This window comes from Amycolatopsis magusensis (assembly GCF_017875555.1).
GTDB lineage: Bacteria > Actinomycetota > Actinomycetes > Mycobacteriales > Pseudonocardiaceae > Amycolatopsis > Amycolatopsis magusensis.
The window spans coordinates 7806100-7825623 of record NZ_JAGGMS010000001.1 but is presented as its reverse complement, the minus strand read 5'-3'; the positions used below and the strand labels follow the sequence as shown (position 1 = coordinate 7825623).

Here is a 19524-nt window from a genome sequence, read left to right as displayed (position 1 = left end):
TCCCGCGGCCGTGCGGTCTTGAACCCGCGTGCGGCGTGCTTGCCGCTCAGTGCGCGCCTGGTCAGGTGGCCGGATCACCGCCATGGACAAGGTCCTTGCGCTGTCGTCCTAGGTGCGGCCGGCCGCCGGTCCTTACCTTCGTCGGACTTGGCCCGATCGCGAGGGAGCAGACCTGTGGCGCCCACACCGGAAACCAGGCTTCACGGGAACCTCGGCGTGCCCGGGGTGGTGTTCCTCGTGCTGGCCGCCGTCGCGCCGCTGACCGGCGTCATCGTCATCGGCGGCATCGGGATCGCGGTGGGTGCCGGTGGTGGCACGCCGGTGATGTTCCTGCTCGCCACCGCGGTGTTCTTGCTCTTCGCCGTCGGCTACGCCCAGATGGCCCGGAAGCTGGTGAACGCGGGTGGTTTCTACGCCTATGTCGTGCGCGGGCTCGGCCGGACGGCGGGCATCGTCGCGGCGTTCGTGGCCATGGTCGGGTACAACTGCTTCGTCGCCGGGGCGGTCGGCACGAGCGGGTTCTTCACGTCGATGGTGATCGCCGACGTGTTCGGCCTGAACCTGCCGTGGTGGCTCTGGAGCCTGATCTCCGTGGTGGGCGTGTGGTTGCTGACCCGCGGGGGCATCGACGTCTCCGCGAAGGTGCTCGGGGTGGCGCTCGTGCTGGAGGTCGTCATCCTGGTCGTGCTCGACGTCGCCATCCTCGTCACCACCGGCTATTCGTTCGAGCCGTTCCTGCCCGAGGTCTTCCTGGCCGGTTCGACCGGGCTCGGCCTGTTGTTCGCCGCCAACGCTTTTGTCGGGTTCGAGGCGACCGGGCTGTTCGGTGAGGAAGCACGCGACCCGAAACGGACGATTCCGCGCGCGACCTACGTGGCGATCACCTTCATCGGGATCTTCGCCGCGGTGACCACCTGGGCGATCGTCTCCGCACTCGGCGCGCGGCAGGCGGGCGGCATCGCGCAGGACCACCTCGGCGCGGGTGACCTGGTGTTCACCGTCTCCGCGGAGTACCTCGGCAGCGGCCTGACCGAAGCGATGCAACTGCTGCTCGTGGTCAGCCTCTTCGCCGCGCTGCTCGCACTGCACAACTCCGCGACGCGGTACCTGTACGCGCTGGGACGGGCCGGGGTACTGCCGCGAGCACTGGCGCGGACCCGTCGCCGGAACGGGGCGCCGGTTGTCGCGTCGACCGCGCAGCTCACCTTCGCGACGCTGGTCGCCATGGCCTACGCGGTAGCGGGACTGGACCCGGTCGCGAACCTCGTCGCCGCCTTCACCGGCATCGGCACGCTCGGAATCGTGGTGCTGCAAGCCTGTGCGGCGACCGCGATCGTGGTGCACTTCCGGCGCGCGGGCGATCCGCGGCTTTTCGTCACCTTCGTCCTGCCGTCCCTCGGCGGACTGGGATTGTGGACGGTCACGGTACTGGCTCTCGGCAACTTCCCGGAACTCGCGGGCAGCGAAAGCCCGGTCATCGCCCTGCTCCCGTGGGCATTCCCGATCGCCGCCGCGGTCGCCGTCGCCGTCGCGTTCTGGCTGCGCTCGGCCAAACCGGCCGTGTGGGACGCACTGGACCAGGACCTGGACCGGATCGCCCCGCAGCCCGCGAGAACCGAGTAGCTGCCCTACTGCGCCGACAGGCGGACCGTGCTGGGCGAGACTCCGAAGTGCGCGCGGAACACCCGGCTGAAGTGGGCGGCCTCGACGAAACCGTGGCGGAGCGCGATGGCGGACACGGAACGCCCGGCTTCGCGCGGGCTCATGAGCGCGTCATAACAGCGTTCGAGGCGGCGGGTGCGGATGACGGTCGACACCGTCGTGCCCTGGGCGCTGAACAGCCCGTGCAGATGCCGCACCGAGATGAAGTGGGCCTTGGCGATCTGTGCCGGGTTGAGCTTCGGCGAGGACAGGTGCTCGTCGATGTAGTCGAGAATGCGCCGCGTGAGAGCCACGCGGGCGTCCTCGGCGATCACCGCGCCCACACTCGACTCGAGCATCGCGCCGATCAACTCGAGAGCGCCGTTGAACAGGTGGCGCGCGACCCGGCCACCCAGCCCGGGGACCTGCTGGGCGATCGACAGGACGCACGTCTTCGTCAGCGCGCCGACCCCGGTCCCGCCGTCCAGCCGGGTCGCGGTCACCCGCGCGAGCGCCTCCGGGGGCACGTCGAGCAGGTCGTGCGGGAACATCACGACCGCCAGCCGGATGTCGTCGTCCAGCAACAGCGAGTACGGCCGATCGGTGTCGTAGATGGCCATGTCGCCGCGGCGCAGCGCGGATTCCCGCCCGTCCTGCACGACGATGCCCGAGCCGCTCTCGACGACGGTGAACTTGAGGTAGGGCTGCCTGGTCCGCGCGATCAGCGCCGGGGTCCGGCTCACCGAGTGCGCGTCCGCCTGGATGGCCAGCACGTGGATGTCACCGGCGGTCCCGCCGCCCAGGCTGCCCCGGAACACCTCGGGCCGGTCACTGCACACATCCAGCGCGACGACCGACCGGCACACGGCGGCCCGGTAGTGGTCGAAGTCCAGGGCGGCACGATCGGTTACGGGGAAGAGATCGACCGCCATGGTCTACCGCCCTCGATGCGAGTGGGTGCGATACGGGTGGGACTTCCGCAAGGAAGCTAACCACGTCCGGGCGAGTGAACTTGCCCCTCGGCGCACACTGCTTGCCCTTCTGCGCAAGATCAGCACCATGGCCAACCCGCCCCGCGGCGTTCATTGTGGACCGGCGCTTGGCCGATTGACGCACCGCGATGTGAGCGATAACACTGGTAGCTGCCGCACTACATCCGGGGGTGTGCCATGGTCACGACGGGCAGCGGCGCGTTCCCGCGCCGGACCGCGCTCGGCCTGGCCGGTGCCGTGGGGGCGGCGGCGCTGCTCGGCGTCTCCAGCCAGGCTGTGGCCACACCGCTGCCCGTCGCGCCCAGCGGGGCCTGGTGCTGGTTCGGCGGTCCGAGAGCGGTGCACCACCAGGGCCGGTGGAAGCGTACCTACATCGGCTTCATCACCGATTCCGGCGAGATCACCGTCGCACAGTACGACCACGCGACCACGCGCCTGACCTATGCCGTGCTGGCCGAGGACTTCGAGATCGACGACCACAACAATCCGGCGATCCACGTGCTGCCGGACGGCCGCCTCGAGGTGTACTGGACCGCGCACGCCAGGAACATCCCGCTGTACTACCGCCGGTCCAAGCTCCCCGAGGACATCACCGGCGGCTGGGAACCGGCCACGACCATCACCACGAACACCGAGGGCGAATACGGCTGGACCTACACCAGCATCACCCAGCTGTCCGCCGAGAAGGGCCGGAAGTACCTGTTCTGGCGTGGTGCGGACTTCAACCCCGCCTTCAGCACCACCACCGGCGACGACGACCAGTGGACCGAAGCCCGGTCGCTGATCCAGGTCCCCGGCCAGCGGCCGTATGTGAAAATGTGCGCCAACGGCCGGGACACGATCCACTTCGCCTTCACCGACGGGCATCCCCGCAACGTGCACACGAGCATCTACTACATGTACTACCGGGCCGGGCACCTCCACCGTGCGAACGGTGCCCGCATCGGCCCGCTCGGCACGCCGGTGAGCCCGTCGCAAGCGGACAAGGTCTATGACGCGACAGGCCGCCCCAAGTCCTGGATCTGGGAGATCGCGACCGACCGCCGTGAACGCCCGGTGCTGGTCTACGCCAACTTCCCCAGCGACACCGACCACGAGTACCGCTACGCGCGATGGGACGGACGTCGCTGGCAGGACCATCGGATCACCGCCGCGGGTGATTCGATCAGCGCGGACGGCAAAGAACCCCACTATTCCGGCGGGATCTCGCTCGACCACACCGATCCCTCGACGGTGCTGCTTTCCCGGCAGGTCCCCGGCGGCCGTCACGAAGTCGAACGGTGGCGCACCGCCGACGGCGGCCACACCTGGACGAGCGAACCGATAACGCGGAGCTCCACCGAGCTGAACGCACGCCCCTTCAAACCGGTCGGCCTGCCAGGTGACGGCGACCTGAGCGTGCTGTGGATGGCCGGCGAGTACCCGAGCTACGTCGGCTACCAGACCCGCATCATGGCCCTCGGCGCGGACGGGCAAGCCTTCACCCTCTGAACGCCGAGGGCTCCGCCGTCATCAGCAGAACATCGTCACGTGCGCCTGAGCAGTATCCAGGTCGTGTCCGTGAGAACACGCCGAATCGGGCGCCCGCTAGTCGGAGTAGCTATTCAGGCGGGAGCCGACGTCGGCGGCGAAGGAAGAAATACCCGGTATTCGCTGTGTAGAGGGCTCACGTCCGAGAGCCAGTCCGCCGACCAGAAGCTTCCCTCCACCGTCGGGCGCGGGCCACCGCGTTGGCGGCCCGCGCTGTTACCTCCGCCCACCGCTGCTCGGCGAGCAAGGTCCGCTCCACCATCCAGCTGCCGCTCACCGCGGGAACGGGGGGCAGTGCCAGATAGTCACCCATCGTGTCGGGAGTGATCCCACCCGAAGGCATGAACCGCATGCCGCTGAACGGCGACGCCAGGGCTTTGACCACCGCCGGGCCACCGAGCGGCCCGGCAGGGAAAAGCTTCACCTCGCTCAGCCCGTGTTCGACGACGGCCATCAGGTCGGTCGCGCCGGAGACTCCCGGCAGGACGGGCACGTCGCGCTCGGCGGCCCGGTCGACGACCCGGGCGGAGAACCCGGGGCTCACCACGAACCCGGCTCCCGCCTCCACGACCTCGTCCACCTGGTCGGGGACCAGTACGGTTCCGGCGCCGACGAGCATTCCCTCCAGTTTTCCCAGGGCCCGTAAGCCTTCGAGTCCGGCCGCGGTACGCAGGGTGATTTCGACGACGTCGATGCCGCCGGCGAGCAGCGCCTCGCCGAGCGGGACGGCGTGGGCGGGGTCGTCGAGCACGACGACGGGGACGACGGGACAGCGGTCGAGCACCAGGGTTCACTCTCTCCGGGTCAGCGGACGACATCCGCGGTGGGGGCGAGGTCGAGGTCGGCGCGGGTCGGCAGGCCTTCCCAGTCGCCGGGCATGCGGCAGACGGCGCCGCCGAGCTGGTTGCCGAGAGCGAGCCGCCCGGCCAGGCCCGCCCCGTCGACCTGCGCGGCGAGGTAGCCGGCGACGAAGGCGTCTCCGGCGCCGACGGCGTCGACCACATCGACGGCGTCGGTGGGCGCGTGGACGAGGTGGTCGCCGGCGAGCCCCAGGGCGCCGCGCTCACCGAGCTTGAGCACCACGGTCGCAGGCCCGAGGTCGGCCAGCTTGCGGATCGTCGTGCCCGGGTCGCCGTGGGCGCCGAGAAGGGCGGCCTCCTCCGGCCCGGCGAACAGCAGGTCCACCGACCGCAGCAGTTCGGTGAGCACGTCCCGTGCCTGCGCGTCCGGCCAGAGGGTGCGGCGGTGGTTCACGTCGAAGGACACCGCGGTGCCCGCGGTGTGGGCGATCTCCACCGCACGCGCGACGGCAGCACGGGGCTCGGGACCGAGAGCGGGAGTGATCCCGGTGAGGTGCAGAACCTGCGCGGCCTCGATCTCGGTGGCTACGGTGTCGACGAAGGCGGGGGTGAGCTGGGAGGCGGCGCTGCCGGCCCGGTAGTAGCGGACCCGGCTGGGCCTGCCGTGGCGCATCTCCTTGATCATCAGCCCGGTCGGGGCGTGCGGGTCCCGCTCGGCGAGCACCCGTACGCCCTCGGCCCGGATTTCGCGGATGACGGCGGTGCCGAGGTCGTCGTCGCCGACCCGGGAGATCCAGGTGGCGTCCACGCCCAGCCGGGCGAGCCCGATGGCTACGTTCGACTCCGCGCCGCCGATGCCCAGCCGCAGGTCGGTCCCGGCGAGGAGGCGGTCGCGGGGGGTCAGCAGAGCCATGGTCTCGCCGAGGGTGACGATCACCGCAGCTCCAGCATGACTTTGCCGGTGCCGGGCGTTGCGGCGGCGGCGAGCGCTTCGGCAGCGGCGTCGATCGGGAAACGGTGGCTTACCACCGGTGTGACATCCAGTCCGCCGGCCATGGCCGTGAGCGCGTCGGAGATCTCCTCCACGAATCGGTATGAGCCGATCCAGGTGAGCTCCCGGGTGACCAGGTCGCCCAGCACTGCGGACACCGCTGCGCCGGGGAGGTTCCCGACCTGCACCACCGTCCCGCCCCGGGCGGTGGCGCGCAGCACCGGGCCGAGCGCGGCCGGGGCGCCGGAGGCCTCGAACGCGATCTCGACGTCGTCGGGCAGCGCCTCGCTCCCTACGTTCACGGTCGCGTCGGCCCCCATCGCCCGGGCCATATCGAGCGAGGTCTCGGCGATGTCCGAAGCTGTCACCGACGCGGCGCCCGCGTGCTTCGCGGCGGCTACCACGAGCGCGCCGATCGGGCCGGAGCCGTTCACCAGGACATCCCGGCCGCGTAGGTCGCCTGCCCGCGATACGGCGTGCATGGCCACGGCCAGCGGCTCGGCGAGCGCTCCGGAGAACGTGTCGACGCCGTCGGGCAGCACCCGGATCTGGTCGGCGCGGACGGTGCGCAGCTGGCTGAAGCCGCCGTCGGTGTGCGGGTCGAACGCGGCGGAGCCGAAGTAGCGGATCCGCGGGTGGAGGTTGGTGCGCCCGGCGATCCGGTCCGGCAGGTGCGCGTCTCCGACCAGTTCGGCGGGGTGCACGGTGACCGCCGTTCCCACCTCGAGCCCGGTGACCGCGGCGCCGAGGCCGGCGATCCGGCCCGCCACCTCGTGCCCGAGCACCAGCGGGTGGCGCAGCAGCGCCGTGCCGGAGGCGCCGTTCTTCCAGTAGTGCACGTCCGAGCCGCAGATGCCGCCCCACTCCGGGGCGAGGAGCACTTCTCCGGGGCCGGGTTCGGGATCGGGGCGGGTATCGACGCGCAGGTCTCCCGCGCCGTGCACGACCACGGCCTTCATGCGGCATCCTCCAGCTTCACCAGATCGCGACCCCGGGTTTCCGGGGCGAGCACGGTCGAGACGAGGGTGATCGCCGAATAGACGACCAGCATCGCGGCGATCGGCCACCAGCTACCGGTCACGGCGGTGAGAGTGGCGGCGACCACCGGGCCGATCGCGGTGGCGAGGATGCCGCCGATCTCCTTGGCCAGGGCCAGTTGCGTGAACCGGGTGCGGGCCCCGAACAGCTCGGCCATGGTCACGCTCTCCATCGAGAACAGGCCGAGCACGCCGATGTTCAGCGCGAGAACCATGCCGAGGGTGACCGCGACCGTGCCGCCGGTGCTGATCAGCAGCATCGTCGGGAAGGCGATCAGCATGGTCAGGATCGTGAGGCCGAGGTAGACCGGGCGACGGCCGACGCGGTCACCGAGCAGGCCCACCAGTGGCACCGTGGCGAACCCGAGCAGCGAGCCGTAGACGATCGCGTCCGTGGGGATGGACCGGTCGACCAGCAGCGTGGTGGCGATGTAGCCGACGAGGAACGTCTGCACCAGGCCCGAGTTGCCCGCTTGGCCGAACCGCAGGCCGAGGGCGAGGAAGAACGCCTTGCCCTTGCGCTGCTTGAGTCCCGCTTCGAGCACACCCTCCGACACCGCCTCGGTCTTGGACATGGCGACGCCGCCCACCACGTCCGCCCGTTCCTCGAAGACGGGGCTCTCCTTGAGGTTGCGACGCAGCCACACCGCGAAGATCATCAGGAGGAAGCTCAGCAGGAACGGGATCCTCCAGCCCCATTCGACCAGCTGCTTCTCCGAGAGCACCGCCAGCAGGATCGCCCAGATGCCCGACGCGGCGAGCGTGCCGGAGTTGGTGCCCAGCGACACCAGCGAGGAGACCAGGCCGCGGCGGCGCGTGGGCGCGTACTCGGCCAGCATCACCGTGGCACCCGCGATTTCCGCACCCGCACCGAAACCCTGCAGCAGGCGCAGCGCGACGAGCAGAATGGGAGCGAGAATGCCGATGGTGGCGTAGGTCGGCAATGCGCCGATGAGAGTGGTGGACACGCCCATCAGCAGGATGGTGATGACCAGGACCTTCTTGCGGCCCAGCCGGTCACCCATCCGTCCGAAGTAGACCGCGCCGGCGAGTCGGGCGACGTACCCGACGCCGTAGGTGGCCATCGCGGCGATCAGGCCGATTGCCGGGCTGACGTCGGGGAAGAAGACGCGGTTGAAGACGATCGCGGCCGCCAGCGAGTAGAGCTGGAAGTCCATGAACTCCATGGCGGTGCCGAGCCAACCGGAGACCGCGGCTCGGGTGAGGTCCCGCGTGCTGCGGGTTGCTGGTGCCTGGGGCGCCGTTCCGGTGGGGCTGTCGGTCATCGTGAACTCCGTTGTTCGGTCAGGGCAATTCGACTCGTCCGGCGCCGAGGCCGGGCAGGTGGGTGACGATGGCGGCGACGAGGTCGTCCGTCGCCGCGAGATCGGGGGCGCCCACGCTCTCGAGCAGTCTCCGCACGGTCGCCTCGACGTCGTCGTTCCAGCAGGCGGCGAGCGTCGTGGCAGCCGGGTCGGTGGTCCCGGTCGCGCGATCCGGGCGGGTGTCGAGCACCCAGCCGGCGAGCGCCAGCTCCAGCAGAGGGGACCGGCGCTCGCGCAGCACCGGCAGCCAGCGCTCGGGAATCTTGAGTGAGCCGTCGGACCCGATTTGACGCAGCAGGTGCCGGATGCCCGGGTTGGCGAAGCGGGTGATCAGGTCTCGGGCATAGGTCAGCGGGTCCGGGCCATCGGCGGGCAAGGTGGGTGCCACCTCGTCGGCCAGTCCCAGCACCAGGGGCTTTCCCCAGTCGGTGGCCATGGTGTCCGAGATCGTCTCGGCGCCCGTGGCCAGTCCGAGGTAGGCCAGGGCCGAGTGGGCGCCGTTGAGCAGCCGCAGCTTGGTCAGCTGGTAGGGCGTCACGTCGGGGACGAGCAGGGCGCCGTCGGTCTCCCACCGGGGCCGGTCGGCGGCGAAGGAGTCCTCGAGCACCCATTGGCGGTAGGCCTCGCCCGCGACCGGGAGTGCGTCCGCCACGCCGAGGGCCACCGCGGCCGCGATCCGGTCGGTCTCGGTGGTCGCCGGGACGATCCGGTCCACGATCGTCGAGGGAAAGCGCACCGAGGCGTCCATCCACCCGAGTACCCGGTCGCGGTCGGCCCACGACGTCGCCGCGACGAAGTGGCGGATGACGTTCTCCGTCGCCGCTCCGTTCGCTGCCATGTTGTCGCAGCTGACGACGCTGATCGGGGCGCCGTTCGCCCGCATTCGTGCGGCCAGCGCGTTCGCCAGGCGGCCCACGACCGTGTGCACGGGCCCGCCTGCCAGTTCCGCGGAGATCCGGGGGTCGGCGGCGTCCAGCCCCCCGTCCGGGCGCCGGAAGTAGCCTTTTTCCGTGATCGTCAGGGTGACCACGGTGACCGTGGGATCGGTCAGCAGGGCGTCGAACCGGTTGTCGCCCAGCAGGAGCGCTTCGACCACTGACCCGACGACGGCGGTGCGGGAACCCTCCGCCGACCGTTCGGTGACCGAATACAGGCAGTCCTGCACACGCAACACCTCGACAGTGGCGGCCGACCGCGGTGCGACCGCCGCGATGCCCCAGTCCCCGCCGGCGCGTTCGGTGTAGACAGCTTGGTGGGCCCGGTGGAACGCCCCCACGCCGAGGTGCACGATCCGCGGGCGCAGGGAAGCCGGGTCCACCCGCGGGCGCGTGTCGCGGGGCAGCCTGGCGAGAGCGGCCCGGGAAAGTCCCGAAGCGATCGTGCTCACCAGTCGTGCACCGAGCCGTCGAGCCGCCGGGCGACCGGCAGATACCGCTGCTGGTAAGGGAATCGCTCGGCGGCGGCCTCGTCGTAGACCACGCCCAAGCCGGGTTCCTCGCTCGGGAAGAGCATGCCCTCGGCGTAGGTGGGCCCGCCGTGGAAGACCTCGGCGGCCTCGTCGGGGTGGCCCATGTACTCCTGGATGCCGAAATTCGGGACCGCGACGTCGAGGTGCACGGCCGCGGACATGCTGACCGGCGAGAGGTCGGTGGCACCGTGAGAGCCCGTCCGTACGCCATAGAGCGCGGCCAGGTCGAAGATCCGGCGCAGGTGGGTGAGGCCACCGGCGTGCACGACGGTGGTTCGGACGTAGTCGATCAGCTGCTCGGTGATCAGGGTCTGCACGTCCCAGATGGAGGTGAGCACCTCCCCGGTCGCGATGGGCGTGGTCGTGTGTTGCCGGATGAGCCGGAACGCCTCCTGGTTCTCCGCAGGCGTCGGGTCTTCCATCCAGAACAGCCGGCAGGGCTCGACCTGCTTGCCGAAGCGCGCCGCCTCCAGCGGGGTGAGCCGGTGGTGGACGTCGTGGAGCAGGTGGAAGCCGAAGCCGAACTTCTCGCGCACCGCCTCCAGGTAGGTGGGGGCGAAGCCGAGGTAGGCCTCGGTGTCCCAGGGCTGCTCATCGGGGAGTGTGGTGGCGGCCGGCTCGTAGACCTTCCCTTTGCGGACGCCGTAGGTTCCACCGACGTCAGGCACCGCGGCCTGGGCGCGAACCGCCTTGTAGCCCAGTGACAGGAAGCGGTCGACGTCATCGAGAAGTTCGGCGGTGTCCCGGCCGCTGGCGTGGGAGTAGACCAGCACCCCGTCCCGGGAGCGGCCGCCGAGGAGCTGGTAGACGGGCAGGCCCGCGACCTTGCCCTTGAGATCCCACAAGGCGGTGTCGACGGCGGCGATCGCGGTCATGGTGACCGGGCCACGACGCCAGTAGGCGCCTTTGTAGAGGTACTGCCACATGTCTTCGATGCGAGCGGGGTCCTTGCCGGCCAGCAGCGGGAGGAGATGGTCGCGCAGGTAGCTCGCGACGGCGAGCTCCCGGCCGTTGAGGGTGGCGTCGCCATAGCCGACCGCCCCGTCGGAGGTGGTGATCTTGAGCGTGACGAAGGTCCGGCCCGGAGAGGCCACGAAGACCTCTGCTCGCTCGATCGTGGTCATCGGATCCACCCTTCACCGTCTGGTCGCACAGTACTTGTATACAAGCACTTGTCGCGTACGATTACAAGACAGGTCCGGTATGGTGGTCCCGTGACTGTTGGCAAGCGGACGAGTCGCCGCGCCGTCTACGAGGCGCTTCGCCGCAAGGTTCTGACCCTGGAGCTGCCGCCTGGTGCCGCGTTGTCGGAGAACGAGCTGGCCGCCTCGCTGGGTGTCAGCCGCACGCCAATCCGCGAGAGCCTGATCCTGCTGGTCGAAGAAGGGCTCGTGCAGGTGTTCCCGCAGGTCGGATCGTTCGTCTCGAGGGTCGACCCGGCACGGGTGGCCGATGCGCAGTTCCTGCGTGAAGCCGTGGAACTGGCCTCACTGGAAGACCTCCCTCCCGCGCTCGATCCCGACCTGATCGACGAGCTGCGGCAGAACCTCGCCGCCCAGAAGGCCCCGGGCCTGGACGTCGAAGACTTCTTCGCGCTCGACGAAGAGTTCCACCACGGGCTGCTCCGGCTCGCCGGGCACGGCAACGCGTGGGCCACTGTCGTCTCAGCGAAGGGGCATCTGGACCGGGCACGCCGCCTCGGCCTGCAGGAGACCGCGCCCCCCGACTTCGCCGACCAGCACCTCCGGATTTTCGACGCCGTCCTGGCCGGAAACACCGAGGCTGCCCGCGACGCGATGCGCGGGCACCTGCGCGCAGTGTTCGACGATGTCGAGAAGATCCGGGAACGCCTGCCCCAGCTGTTCGCCGCAGCCAACGGCTCCACTCCGGTCCGCCGCAACATCGTCGTGTGGGAATGAGCCACGTCGTGAAGGACGCGGCAATCGAGGCCATCCGCAGCTGCCACCACGTTCCCGGAGACACGCTCGCCGCAAATCGAAACCGTATCGCGGCGCGTGGCGCAAACGGAGTCGATCGCGACACGTCGAAAGACCGGTTGGAGGCTGCGGCCGGTGCCCTGCTGCCGACAGGCGCTCAAGCCTAGGCGGCAGCCCCTTCAAGTGGGCTGCGCTGGGGGACTCCTACACCGCCGGACTGTTCGCCAGCGCCGCACCACCAACTCCTACCCCGACCTCGTCCGGAGGGCGCTGGCCGCCGACCGCCCGGCCGGAGCGTGCAGCTGACCAACGTCAGCTGCGGCGGCGCAACCATCGAGCACATCGCCGACAGCGGCCAGCAGCCCCTGAGCCCCGTCGATTCCCCAGCCGACGGATGGGCGAAGGTGGACCCCCAGATCGAGCGGGCCGGGCTGGACGAAACCACCGACGTGGTCACCATCGGCGTCGGCGGGAACACCCTGGGCTTCGCCGAGATCCTCGTGCGCTGCGTCAAGGACGGCCTGTTCGGCCGCTACTGCCTGAACCACTTCGAGTACGAGATCGGGCAACGGTACGAGCGGGTGCTCACCGAGTACGAGGCGATGCTAGAGGCGGTGCACGACGCCGCCCCCAACGCGAAGGTGATCACGATCGGCTACCCCTCCGTTCTCCCCGGCAAGCACGTGCTGATCTTGTGGTGTGCGGCCGTGGGGGCGCGGCTAGCGCCCTTGTGTTGGCGAGTACGCCCGATCCACGTGTTCATGGGCGTGGCGCCGGTGGCGAGGCGATGAGGTAGCGGGCGGTGTATCGGCCGAGGTGGGCGATCTGTGCTGCGGTGAGACACCGATAACCCAGGGAAGCGCCACGGCAGCGTCGGCTTCGGCACAGACATGATGGCACGGCGATGCTTTCCCATTCGCTCGCGGCGTTATCCCAGGTGATCTCCTCACCCGGCGCGATGGTATCCAGGGCGAGGAAGTCGTAGCCGTCGAAGGTGTTGTCCACGATCCCCACGTTCGGTTCGCACGAGTGGTTGACCAGTACGGCGGGACGGTCCAGTTCGACGTGCCTGTTCCACCCGGTCTGCACCGAATGGATCGTCCGCTCGGGAAGGTCCCGAACACGACGGCCCACCACCACGGTCTCGCCGGGGCGGAAGCGACGCACGGCGAAGACCCCGTGTCCTTTGCCCGGCACGACCTTCCGCCGGATGCGTTACTTGTTGAGGATCGATTTCAGCACGGTCATGTAGCCGGGGCCGGTGTCGAGCGGCGGGTATCTGGTTGGGTTGGAGGTGGTTGTGAGGTCGTCCAATGGAGCGATTACGACGCCGTAGGCGGGGCGGTGCTTGTACTGGATCGACATGCGGTCGTTTCGCACTTTGTTCACCCGGTGTGGGGCCGCCCGGTGCAGTCCGTTGGACCAGCGTTGCAGGTAGTCGCCGATGAAAACGAACAGCGCGCCCGGGACGGCGGGTACCGCCAGCCAGGTTCCATCGGCGGCCCGGACGTCGAGGCCCGGTTCGTCCTGGTCGAGGATGGTCAGCAGGGACAGGTCGACGTGCGGCGACATCGCGCTGGCGTTTTTCGGGCCGGAGGTGGACGGGTGGCTTGCGGCGTAGCGGTTGAGACCCAGACGGTGTAGTGGCGTGCCGGGGTGGTCGGCGAAGGTGTTCTCGTCCAGTCCCAGGTCCAGGGCGCACGCGGCGAGAAGGCCATCGCTCAAGCGGGTCAGGTGGTGGAAGAGTTCCAGCGACTGCGGGAACTGAGCGTGGTAGAAGTCCGCCTCGGGCACGGCGAGTTCATCGGTGGTGTTGCCGATCCGGTACTGCTCGCAGGACTCGGTGCCGCGGTGGACGCGGCTCCTTTCCCGGCCGAGTGCCCGGTAGCCGAGAAACTGGGAATCTTCAGCGGTGTCGTACTTGCTCTTCTCTTCCAGGGTAAGCCGGTAGAACCGCCGGGCCTCCGAATAGGCATCGCAGATCAACTCGGGAGGGACACCGTGGTCGTGGACGAAGAAGTAGCCCTGCCGCCGGCAGGCGTCACCGATGTTGACGGCGACCACTGCTCGGTCAGCCGATGTCCATCCGTCCGAGTGTCCCGGAAGCCGTACCTGAGGTATCACCGTGTCCTCCCGTGTCCTCGTGGACCGGACTGCCTCGAGTCGTCCGGACGTTCGGTGGATCGCCGACTCGTCCGACGCGCTCTGTGATCGCAGGACACCGGCCGCTCTGCTCGAACCGCATTCGGCCGGCGCTGAACGTTGAAACCGTTCTTAAAGGCACCTTCGCCGGAGCCCACCGCTCACACCATCGTCCACCGGAGTGATCCTCTTCAGCCGCCGATCGTGTACGGTTCCTCGTGCTCATGGCACTCAGTGCGACCCGCTCGGGTGACCCTTCTGGAGGCAACTCGGCCTCCCCTGGTGATTCGCAATACGAGTGTCTTGATCGCGGCTCCTGGCGGGCATCCAGTGCGTCAACGCGCGGTGTAGTTCCGCTTTCAAGTCACGAGCCTTCGATGCCAGTCGAGTAGAGGCCGAATGATCGAAAGACGTCCTGCCAGTGCTGGCGGCCTTCCGGCCTGAACAGAGCCACGCCGTACCATCGAGGACGACTTCGGGCGGCGCGGCATTCGGCCCAATGACCGGCGGTGCAAATGGCGACTGCCGCGCCTGGGTGGAGCACCCAGTCGTGCACCACGCCGAACGTGGCGGTCGGCGTGCACAGTGGGCCGCAGACGACGACTGGGGGACGTCGGCCGGTCCGCGGGAAGGTCGCGCAGTGGCACGATCTGGCGCGGCTCGCCGGTCAGGGACGGCCAGATAACCCGTTGTAGCCACCGTCGATGAACGCGAACCGCGTGCCGCGCGATTGCTTCTCCGTCAGCACCGTGGTGACCCAGCACACCCTCCGCAGCGGTGAGGTAGCGGCCAAACTCCAGCACCACCTGCCCACCGGATGAACGCCGGCGCCCCTGCAAGGTCGCGTCGCCCCGCCAGGTCGGTGAGCAGCTCTTCGTCCAAACCGAACCGTGACGGGCCGCCCACCATGTTGTCCAACGGCGCCTCGACACCGGTCGTCGTGTTGGCCCGCATAGCGAGCGCGGTGCCCGCGTCGGCACCGCGGGCGGCGGCCAGTTCGCCGGTGGATTCGAGGTGCACAGCGCGCGCCCCACTCCGCACGGTGTGGGCTTTCGCTGGGCCGCCGTCCAGGACGCGGTCCGGGCGGTTCCGAGTTCCCGCACGTACCGGAGTTCACCGCTCGATCCAACCTCCAACCCATCAAGGACGTTATTCAGAGCCAGCATGACTTCCGGCAGCGGGTTGGCTTTGATGGCGTAGTGCAGCCGCGCGGGGTGCAGCGTGGCGCGCACGGCTGCTGCGCGGGCCTGCATGCGGTCGAGGTTGTAGACGTGGGGGGAGCCGAATTCGGCGGCGATTTCGCGCAGCAGTTCCCGATGGTCCTCGACCACGGCGGGGGCGGGCCGGTCAGCCATTCCTTCTTCTTCCTCGGCCGACTCGGCCAGGCGTAGGATTCAACACCCTCTGCTCGGTGCGCGGCCGGAGGGCGAGCTCAGACGATTTTCTGGAACGGGCCTTTTCCTGCGCGAGGTTTCGGCAGTTCCCGAGGGAAAGCGCGAACCCCGCTCCTCTGCTCACCTTCGTGGGCTGCGAACCACTGCACCGCGGGGTGCGGCAAGGGCGATGTCGGCAGGGATGTCTCATCGCGGGAGGGGTGGCGTCCGACCCGCGCACGGCGTCGTTCGGCCCCAGCCGCATACCGGCTTCCTCGCGGCGGTGTGACAACCGACCACTCTCTCATTCGACGGCTGGCCGACTGGCTCATCTTGGGCGTTGGCCACGTTGTCTCTGCCTGGCCGTCCGCCGATTTGCCGTACGGACCCGGCCTCTTCGACGCCATCTGCGGTCGATGCCCGTGGTGGAAGGTTCATAGGCGAATAGAGTCTTGAGACACAGACAGTTGCCCCACTGAGTGGGATAAACCTGATGACTCCCGGACGAGCAGGCCGGGGCGGACGTCGATGGAGAGGACGGCGCGGAGACCACGGAGATGGGGGAGTCTCAGGTGGCTCCGCCAGTCTTGCCGGACTTCACGTTTCATGAGGGACGTCACACTCACGCGAGCTGGCTGACCGAGGACGGGATTCCTGAGGTGGCCCGGCGGGCCCGGCTGGGGCAGCGGATGAAGGGCATGGCCCGGGTGTACGACCACGTGACCCCGGAGATGCGACGGCAGATCATCGAGGCGCTCGAAGCGCGGTGGATGCAGTCGCTGACCCACTTACCTCAGCGGAGCGGGTCAAGCTGGGGGAGTGATGCCCGCATCTAAGGCCGACAAGGCCTGAAACAGCGCTGGAACCGGCGAAGAAGGCCATCGCCTTTTCATCGCCTTCAGAACAGTAAAGCCCCGTCCCCGATGAGAAGGGACAGGGCTTTGACCTGCGACAACATGTGGTGCGCGATACTGGGATTGAACCAGTGACCTCTTCCGTGTCAGGGAAGCGCTCTCCCGCTGAGCTAATCGCGCGAGGTGGAGACGGGATTCGAACCCGTGTACACGGCTTTGCAGGCCGTTGCCTCGCCTCTCGGCCACTCCACCGTGTCAGGCCCGAGTAGGCCTTCCGAGCGGACGACGGGACTCGAACCCGCGACCCTCACCTTGGCAAGGTGATGCGCTACCAGCTGCGCTACGTCCGCATTTTCGCCGCTCGCCCGGGGTTTCCCTTGCTCGCGGTGTGTGAAGAACTTTAGCCGATCCCCGAAACCCCCGTTGCAGGGGGGTGGCCATTCGCTCGCGCGGGCCGCTGAGCAGGCCGGATCAGCTCAGGTCGTTCGGGATCAGGTGGGTCAGCGCGTCGTCGACGTCGACCCACAGGTGCTCGTTGCCGGGCAGCACCACGTCGTAGGTCCGGTCGAGGAAGTCGGCGAGCTCCTGGGCCGAGGCTTCGAACATCGCGTGCCCCGACGGGGAGTTCAGCTCGATCAGCACGGACTCGGGATCCTCCACCGAGGGCCGGATGCGGACGTCCCCGTCGCCGGCGTCGGCGAGCAGGCCGTCGGCGAGCAGGTCACGTGCGTACACCCACTCGACCCAGCCGGCGCGGCCGGTGCGGAACGCGGCGACGACCGCGTACGGGTCGCGAGTGTCGTAGCGCAGCTCCACCTTCACGGGGACTGCGGGCGTCCGCGGGGCCAGCAGGTCGAAGACCGCCGTCGAGCGGAGCGTCACGTGATCGTTGCGCATCGTCCTACCCTTCACTCCTCTCCCGGTCCAGGTTGACCGAGTCGCGACGTTGAGACGTACGGAGGCGCCGTGTCGCTCGCGGAATCCCCGAAGATCACCCGGACGGGGTCATCTCGCGCGGCCGCTCGTTCCATCATCACCCCTGGCCTCCGGGCCGCCGCACGCGCCCTGGCTGATCTCCCACGGGTCCATACTGCTCGGTTTGATCCCGACGCGATAGCGCTGTCGCGCGAATGTCGGTAGTCCCCTAGTGCGCCGCGTGCGTCCAAGGCCTTCGCTACCACGATGTTGTTCGCTCCGTATCGGACGATGAGCGGAACGTGGCCACCCGTTTGGCCGGGCCCGTTTCCGCTTAACGGGACCCCGGTGTGCGGGCCCGTCGCGGGGGTGCGCTACTGTGTTCACACACCGCAAGCGGGGCGATTAGCTCAGCGGGAGAGCGCTTCGTTCACACCGAAGAGGTCACTGGTTCGATCCCAGTATCGCCCACGTCCCGTACTTGCAGGTCAACGGCCTATCGACGTAGTCAGTCGATGGGCCGTTCTGCTGTCTGTGGGAGCAAAATGGGAGCAAGCGATCTTGACCACAGTCAGTTCTCCGAAGAGGTCAGGCATGCGGTGCTCCCAGTTCGCTCCCATCGGGCTTGCAGCAGGTCGAGCAGGCGCTGGATCATCAGCTGTGTGACGTGGGAGTAGATGCCGCGGATGCCGTGGAACTTGTGACCCAGTCGCACGTGCTGCAGGACCTCGGGTATCTCGTCCTCGATGAGCCAGGTCTTGTGGGTGTGACGCAGGTCATGGAAATGCATGCCGGGCTTGATGGGTGTCCAGCCGCGTGCGCGGCAGCCTTCGACGGCGGGAAGCCACACTCGGCGGCGGAAGTTGGACCGGCGATATAGGCCGCCGTCGGCTCCGGTGAACACGAACCGCCCCGGGTAGTGGTGCTGGTGCTCGCCCAGCAAGCCCACGAGAAACGGGGGCAGATCGATGGTGCGGACGGCGGCTGGTGTCTTCGGCGGGCCGAGTTCCAGTCGGCCGCCGAGTTCGTGCAGGGCACCGTCGGTACGGGTGATGGTGACCTGGGCCTGGTCCAGGTCCACTCGGGACCATTGCAGTCCGGCCAGTTCACCCCAGCGCATGCCGGTGTAGGCGGCGGTGGTGACCAGCGTGGCGTTGGCGGGGGTCATGCGGTGGGTGATCCGGTTTACTTCCTCGGCGGTGGCGAAGGGGCGTTCGGGCTGGTCGCCGGCGTTGAGGCGGAGTTTGCGGCACGGGTTCGCGCCGATCAGTCCTTCGTCGACAGCCTCGCCCAGGATCATGGACAGTAGGCCGACCACGTCGGCGACGCTGCGGTCGCTCAGGTTGCGGCGTAGTGATTTGGCCCAGCCCTTGATGCCCATTCTGGACAGTTCACCGAGTTCGGTGGTGCCGAACCGGGGGAGGATGTGGTTGCGCAGGTGAGAGTGGTAGGTCGCCGACGTGCCCGGGCCCACATCGAGTGCTTCGAGCCATCGCGTGACCCAGTCGCCAAGGGTGGTCTGGGCGAGGCGGGGGTCGACGAACCTGCCTCTGCGCTGATCGGACTCGACGTCCGCTGCCCGGTCGTCGGCTTCATCACGTGTGGCGAATCCTGTCTCGCTGTGAAGGGATTCGTCGGAAAGCCGGTAGCGCACGCGAAAACCGCTGCCGTGTTATAGCGCGGGCATCCAGTGACGCTCGTGTAGCCATAGAGAGCAACTGAAATGTGGTCACCGGATGCGGCGAGAAGGAGGCGAATCCGAGCGTCGGCTGCGTGCAGGTCGTGCACTGCTGGAAACAATCGCGCGGAGGTCGGTGTCAGAGAACCTGAGATGTTTGCCGACGAAAGTGCAGGGGATCCGGCACTGTTCGGCTTTCCGGCGCAACCACGGTTCCCGGACAGTGAGCAGCGAGGCTGCTTGCGCTGGGGTGTGCAACAACCGAGAATTCGCACCCTCGACGTTTCCGCATGAATAGTTTTCGGCTTCGTCGCCTGGGCGAAGGGTCGACTCTGTGGTTCGGAACGAAGAGGTGGAGTAGTGCATGTGCGTGTCCTTAACGGAGTCGTTGGCGCGCGTTGAGAGCGTTTGTGTCCTCTAACTCCGAAAAATGAGCACTTTGGGGACGCGGGTTCACGAAAAATTGACCTAGACCGATCAAGAATCCCTGCCCGGCCGCGAGGCGAATGTGCGGATCAGCGTGCCAGGACAAGAAACTCATCACGATCGAGGAGGCGACTTCGGCTAATGAGCAAGTGCAGGTTGATTGATGCGAGTCACCGCGAGTCGTCCGCTGCCGAACAGCTAGTTGATCAGGGCTTGGGGTGCGGCGAGCACTGCTGGCCGAGCGCGACCAGACTCACCCGTCCCGCGACCCCTTTCCGGCGCCTTCTCCGGATCTGCGTCAGGCTGAGCAGGAAGCACCGGGCACCGTGGTGACCGGCCTGCGTGCCGCCCAGGTGCTCGTCGAAGAGGAGCTCCGAGGATTGCAGCCGGCCACTCACCGTGGTGGCCAGCTTGA

17 protein-coding genes and 4 tRNA genes are annotated in these 19524 nt (G+C 68.5%); 6 read left to right on the top strand and 15 right to left on the bottom strand.

Features of this window, described 5'->3' with window-relative positions:
• Window positions 1-174: 174 nt before the first annotated feature.
• Window positions 175-1623, top strand: coding sequence for an APC family permease (locus tag JOM49_RS34925; protein ID WP_209668407.1), 1449 nt, complete (start codon window positions 175-177; stop codon window positions 1621-1623).
• Window positions 1624-1628: 5 nt separating this feature from the next.
• Here the strand turns inward: JOM49_RS34925 and JOM49_RS34920 are convergent, their stop codons facing one another.
• Complete coding sequence (locus JOM49_RS34920) at window positions 1629-2573, bottom strand: AraC-like ligand-binding domain-containing protein (RefSeq protein WP_209668406.1); 945 nt, start codon at window positions 2571-2573, stop codon at window positions 1629-1631.
• Window positions 2574-2810: 237 nt separating this feature from the next.
• On the opposite strand from JOM49_RS34920, the gene JOM49_RS34915 reads away from it, so the two are divergent.
• Entirely contained in the window at window positions 2811-4124 is a 1314-nt protein-coding gene (locus JOM49_RS34915) for a BNR-4 repeat-containing protein (RefSeq protein WP_209668405.1), read from the top strand.
• A 175-nt stretch (window positions 4125-4299) separates the two neighbouring features.
• On the opposite strand, the gene eda is transcribed toward JOM49_RS34915, so the two are convergent.
• From eda to manD, 6 genes are read right to left on the bottom strand one after another with little or no spacing between them, the layout of a single operon-like run.
• Window positions 4300-4947 (bottom strand): bifunctional 4-hydroxy-2-oxoglutarate aldolase/2-dehydro-3-deoxy-phosphogluconate aldolase, encoded by a 648-nt coding sequence (gene eda, locus JOM49_RS34910; protein WP_308158974.1) that lies wholly within the window; start codon window positions 4945-4947, stop codon window positions 4300-4302.
• A gap of 20 nt (window positions 4948-4967) precedes the next feature.
• The gene (locus JOM49_RS34905) at window positions 4968-5900 is read right to left on the bottom strand and encodes a sugar kinase (RefSeq protein ID WP_308158973.1); all 933 of its coding nucleotides are present in this window, start codon (window positions 5898-5900) and stop codon (window positions 4968-4970) included.
• Entirely contained in the window at window positions 5897-6913 is a 1017-nt protein-coding gene (locus JOM49_RS34900) for an L-idonate 5-dehydrogenase (RefSeq protein ID WP_209668404.1), read from the bottom strand. Before JOM49_RS34900 ends, JOM49_RS34905 begins: the two co-directional genes overlap by 4 nt.
• Window positions 6910-8277, bottom strand: coding sequence for an MFS transporter (locus JOM49_RS34895; RefSeq protein WP_209668403.1), 1368 nt, complete (start codon window positions 8275-8277; stop codon window positions 6910-6912). Before JOM49_RS34895 ends, JOM49_RS34900 begins: the two co-directional genes overlap by 4 nt.
• A 19-nt stretch (window positions 8278-8296) precedes the next feature.
• Window positions 8297-9703: a mannitol dehydrogenase family protein gene (locus JOM49_RS34890; protein WP_308158972.1), complete on the bottom strand. Its 1407-nt coding sequence runs from the start codon at window positions 9701-9703 to the stop codon at window positions 8297-8299.
• Window positions 9700-10908: a D-mannonate dehydratase ManD gene (gene manD / locus JOM49_RS34885; protein ID WP_209668402.1), complete on the bottom strand. Its 1209-nt coding sequence runs from the start codon at window positions 10906-10908 to the stop codon at window positions 9700-9702. Before manD ends, JOM49_RS34890 begins: the two co-directional genes overlap by 4 nt.
• 90 nt (window positions 10909-10998) lie before the next feature.
• Here manD and JOM49_RS34880 point away from each other — a divergent pair, with 90 nt between their 5' ends.
• Both JOM49_RS34880 and JOM49_RS34875 read left to right on the top strand, forming a co-directional pair.
• Window positions 10999-11703: a GntR family transcriptional regulator gene (locus tag JOM49_RS34880; protein WP_209668401.1), complete on the top strand. Its 705-nt coding sequence runs from the start codon at window positions 10999-11001 to the stop codon at window positions 11701-11703.
• Between the two features lie 422 nt (window positions 11704-12125).
• Window positions 12126-12512: an SGNH/GDSL hydrolase family protein gene (locus JOM49_RS34875; RefSeq protein ID WP_372444147.1), complete on the top strand. Its 387-nt coding sequence runs from the start codon at window positions 12126-12128 to the stop codon at window positions 12510-12512.
• Here JOM49_RS34875 and JOM49_RS34870 read toward each other — a convergent pair.
• On the bottom strand, window positions 12481-12918 hold the full coding sequence (locus JOM49_RS34870; protein WP_372444146.1) for an SET domain-containing protein-lysine N-methyltransferase: 438 nt from the start codon (window positions 12916-12918) through the stop codon (window positions 12481-12483). The genes JOM49_RS34875 and JOM49_RS34870 overlap by 32 nt on opposite strands.
• An 18-nt stretch (window positions 12919-12936) precedes the next feature.
• On the bottom strand, window positions 12937-13845 hold the full coding sequence (locus JOM49_RS34865; RefSeq protein WP_308158971.1) for a 2OG-Fe(II) oxygenase family protein: 909 nt from the start codon (window positions 13843-13845) through the stop codon (window positions 12937-12939).
• Between the two features lie 1963 nt (window positions 13846-15808).
• Between JOM49_RS34865 and JOM49_RS34860 the strand changes: the two genes are divergently transcribed.
• Complete coding sequence (locus tag JOM49_RS34860) at window positions 15809-16072, top strand: hypothetical protein (RefSeq protein ID WP_245369574.1); 264 nt, start codon at window positions 15809-15811, stop codon at window positions 16070-16072.
• A 123-nt stretch (window positions 16073-16195) separates the two neighbouring features.
• Here the strand turns inward: JOM49_RS34860 and JOM49_RS34855 are convergent.
• The 4 genes from JOM49_RS34855 to JOM49_RS34840 form a co-directional block, all read right to left on the bottom strand.
• A tRNA-Val gene (locus tag JOM49_RS34855) sits at window positions 16196-16270 on the bottom strand.
• Window position 16271: 1 nt separating this feature from the next.
• Window positions 16272-16342, bottom strand: a tRNA-Cys gene (locus JOM49_RS34850).
• A gap of 25 nt (window positions 16343-16367) precedes the next feature.
• Window positions 16368-16440, bottom strand: a tRNA-Gly gene (locus tag JOM49_RS34845).
• Window positions 16441-16561: 121 nt separating this feature from the next.
• Window positions 16562-16987 (bottom strand): SsgA family sporulation/cell division regulator, encoded by a 426-nt coding sequence (locus JOM49_RS34840; protein ID WP_020672550.1) that lies wholly within the window; start codon window positions 16985-16987, stop codon window positions 16562-16564.
• A gap of 417 nt (window positions 16988-17404) precedes the next feature.
• Here JOM49_RS34840 and JOM49_RS34835 point away from each other — a divergent pair.
• Window positions 17405-17476 (top strand) — tRNA-Val (locus tag JOM49_RS34835).
• Between the two features lie 100 nt (window positions 17477-17576).
• Here the strand turns inward: JOM49_RS34835 and JOM49_RS43480 are convergent.
• On the bottom strand, window positions 17577-18659 hold the full coding sequence (locus tag JOM49_RS43480; protein WP_209668397.1) for a tyrosine-type recombinase/integrase: 1083 nt from the start codon (window positions 18657-18659) through the stop codon (window positions 17577-17579).
• A 656-nt stretch (window positions 18660-19315) separates the two neighbouring features.
• A complete protein-coding gene (locus JOM49_RS34825) occupies window positions 19316-19507 on the bottom strand; it encodes a hypothetical protein (RefSeq protein ID WP_209668396.1) in 192 nt (63 codons plus the stop codon).
• Window positions 19508-19524: the final 17 nt, after the last annotated feature.

Bases quoted from the DNA above. Each gene is read 5' to 3' on its own strand.
- JOM49_RS34920 (WP_209668406.1), bottom strand. From the start codon at position 2,573: ATGGCGGTCGATCTCTTCCCCGTAACCGATCGTGCCGCCCTGGACTTC.
- JOM49_RS34915 (WP_209668405.1), top strand. From the start codon at position 2,811: ATGGTCACGACGGGCAGCGGCGCGTTCCCGCGCCGGACCGCGCTCGGC.
- JOM49_RS34900 (WP_209668404.1), bottom strand. From the start codon at position 6,913: ATGAAGGCCGTGGTCGTGCACGGCGCGGGAGACCTGCGCGTCGATACC.
- JOM49_RS34895 (WP_209668403.1), bottom strand. From the start codon at position 8,277: ATGACCGACAGCCCCACCGGAACGGCGCCCCAGGCACCAGCAACCCGC.
- manD (WP_209668402.1), bottom strand. From the start codon at position 10,908: ATGACCACGATCGAGCGAGCAGAGGTCTTCGTGGCCTCTCCGGGCCGG.
- JOM49_RS34840 (WP_020672550.1), bottom strand. From the start codon at position 16,987: ATGCGCAACGATCACGTGACGCTCCGCTCGACGGCGGTCTTCGACCTG.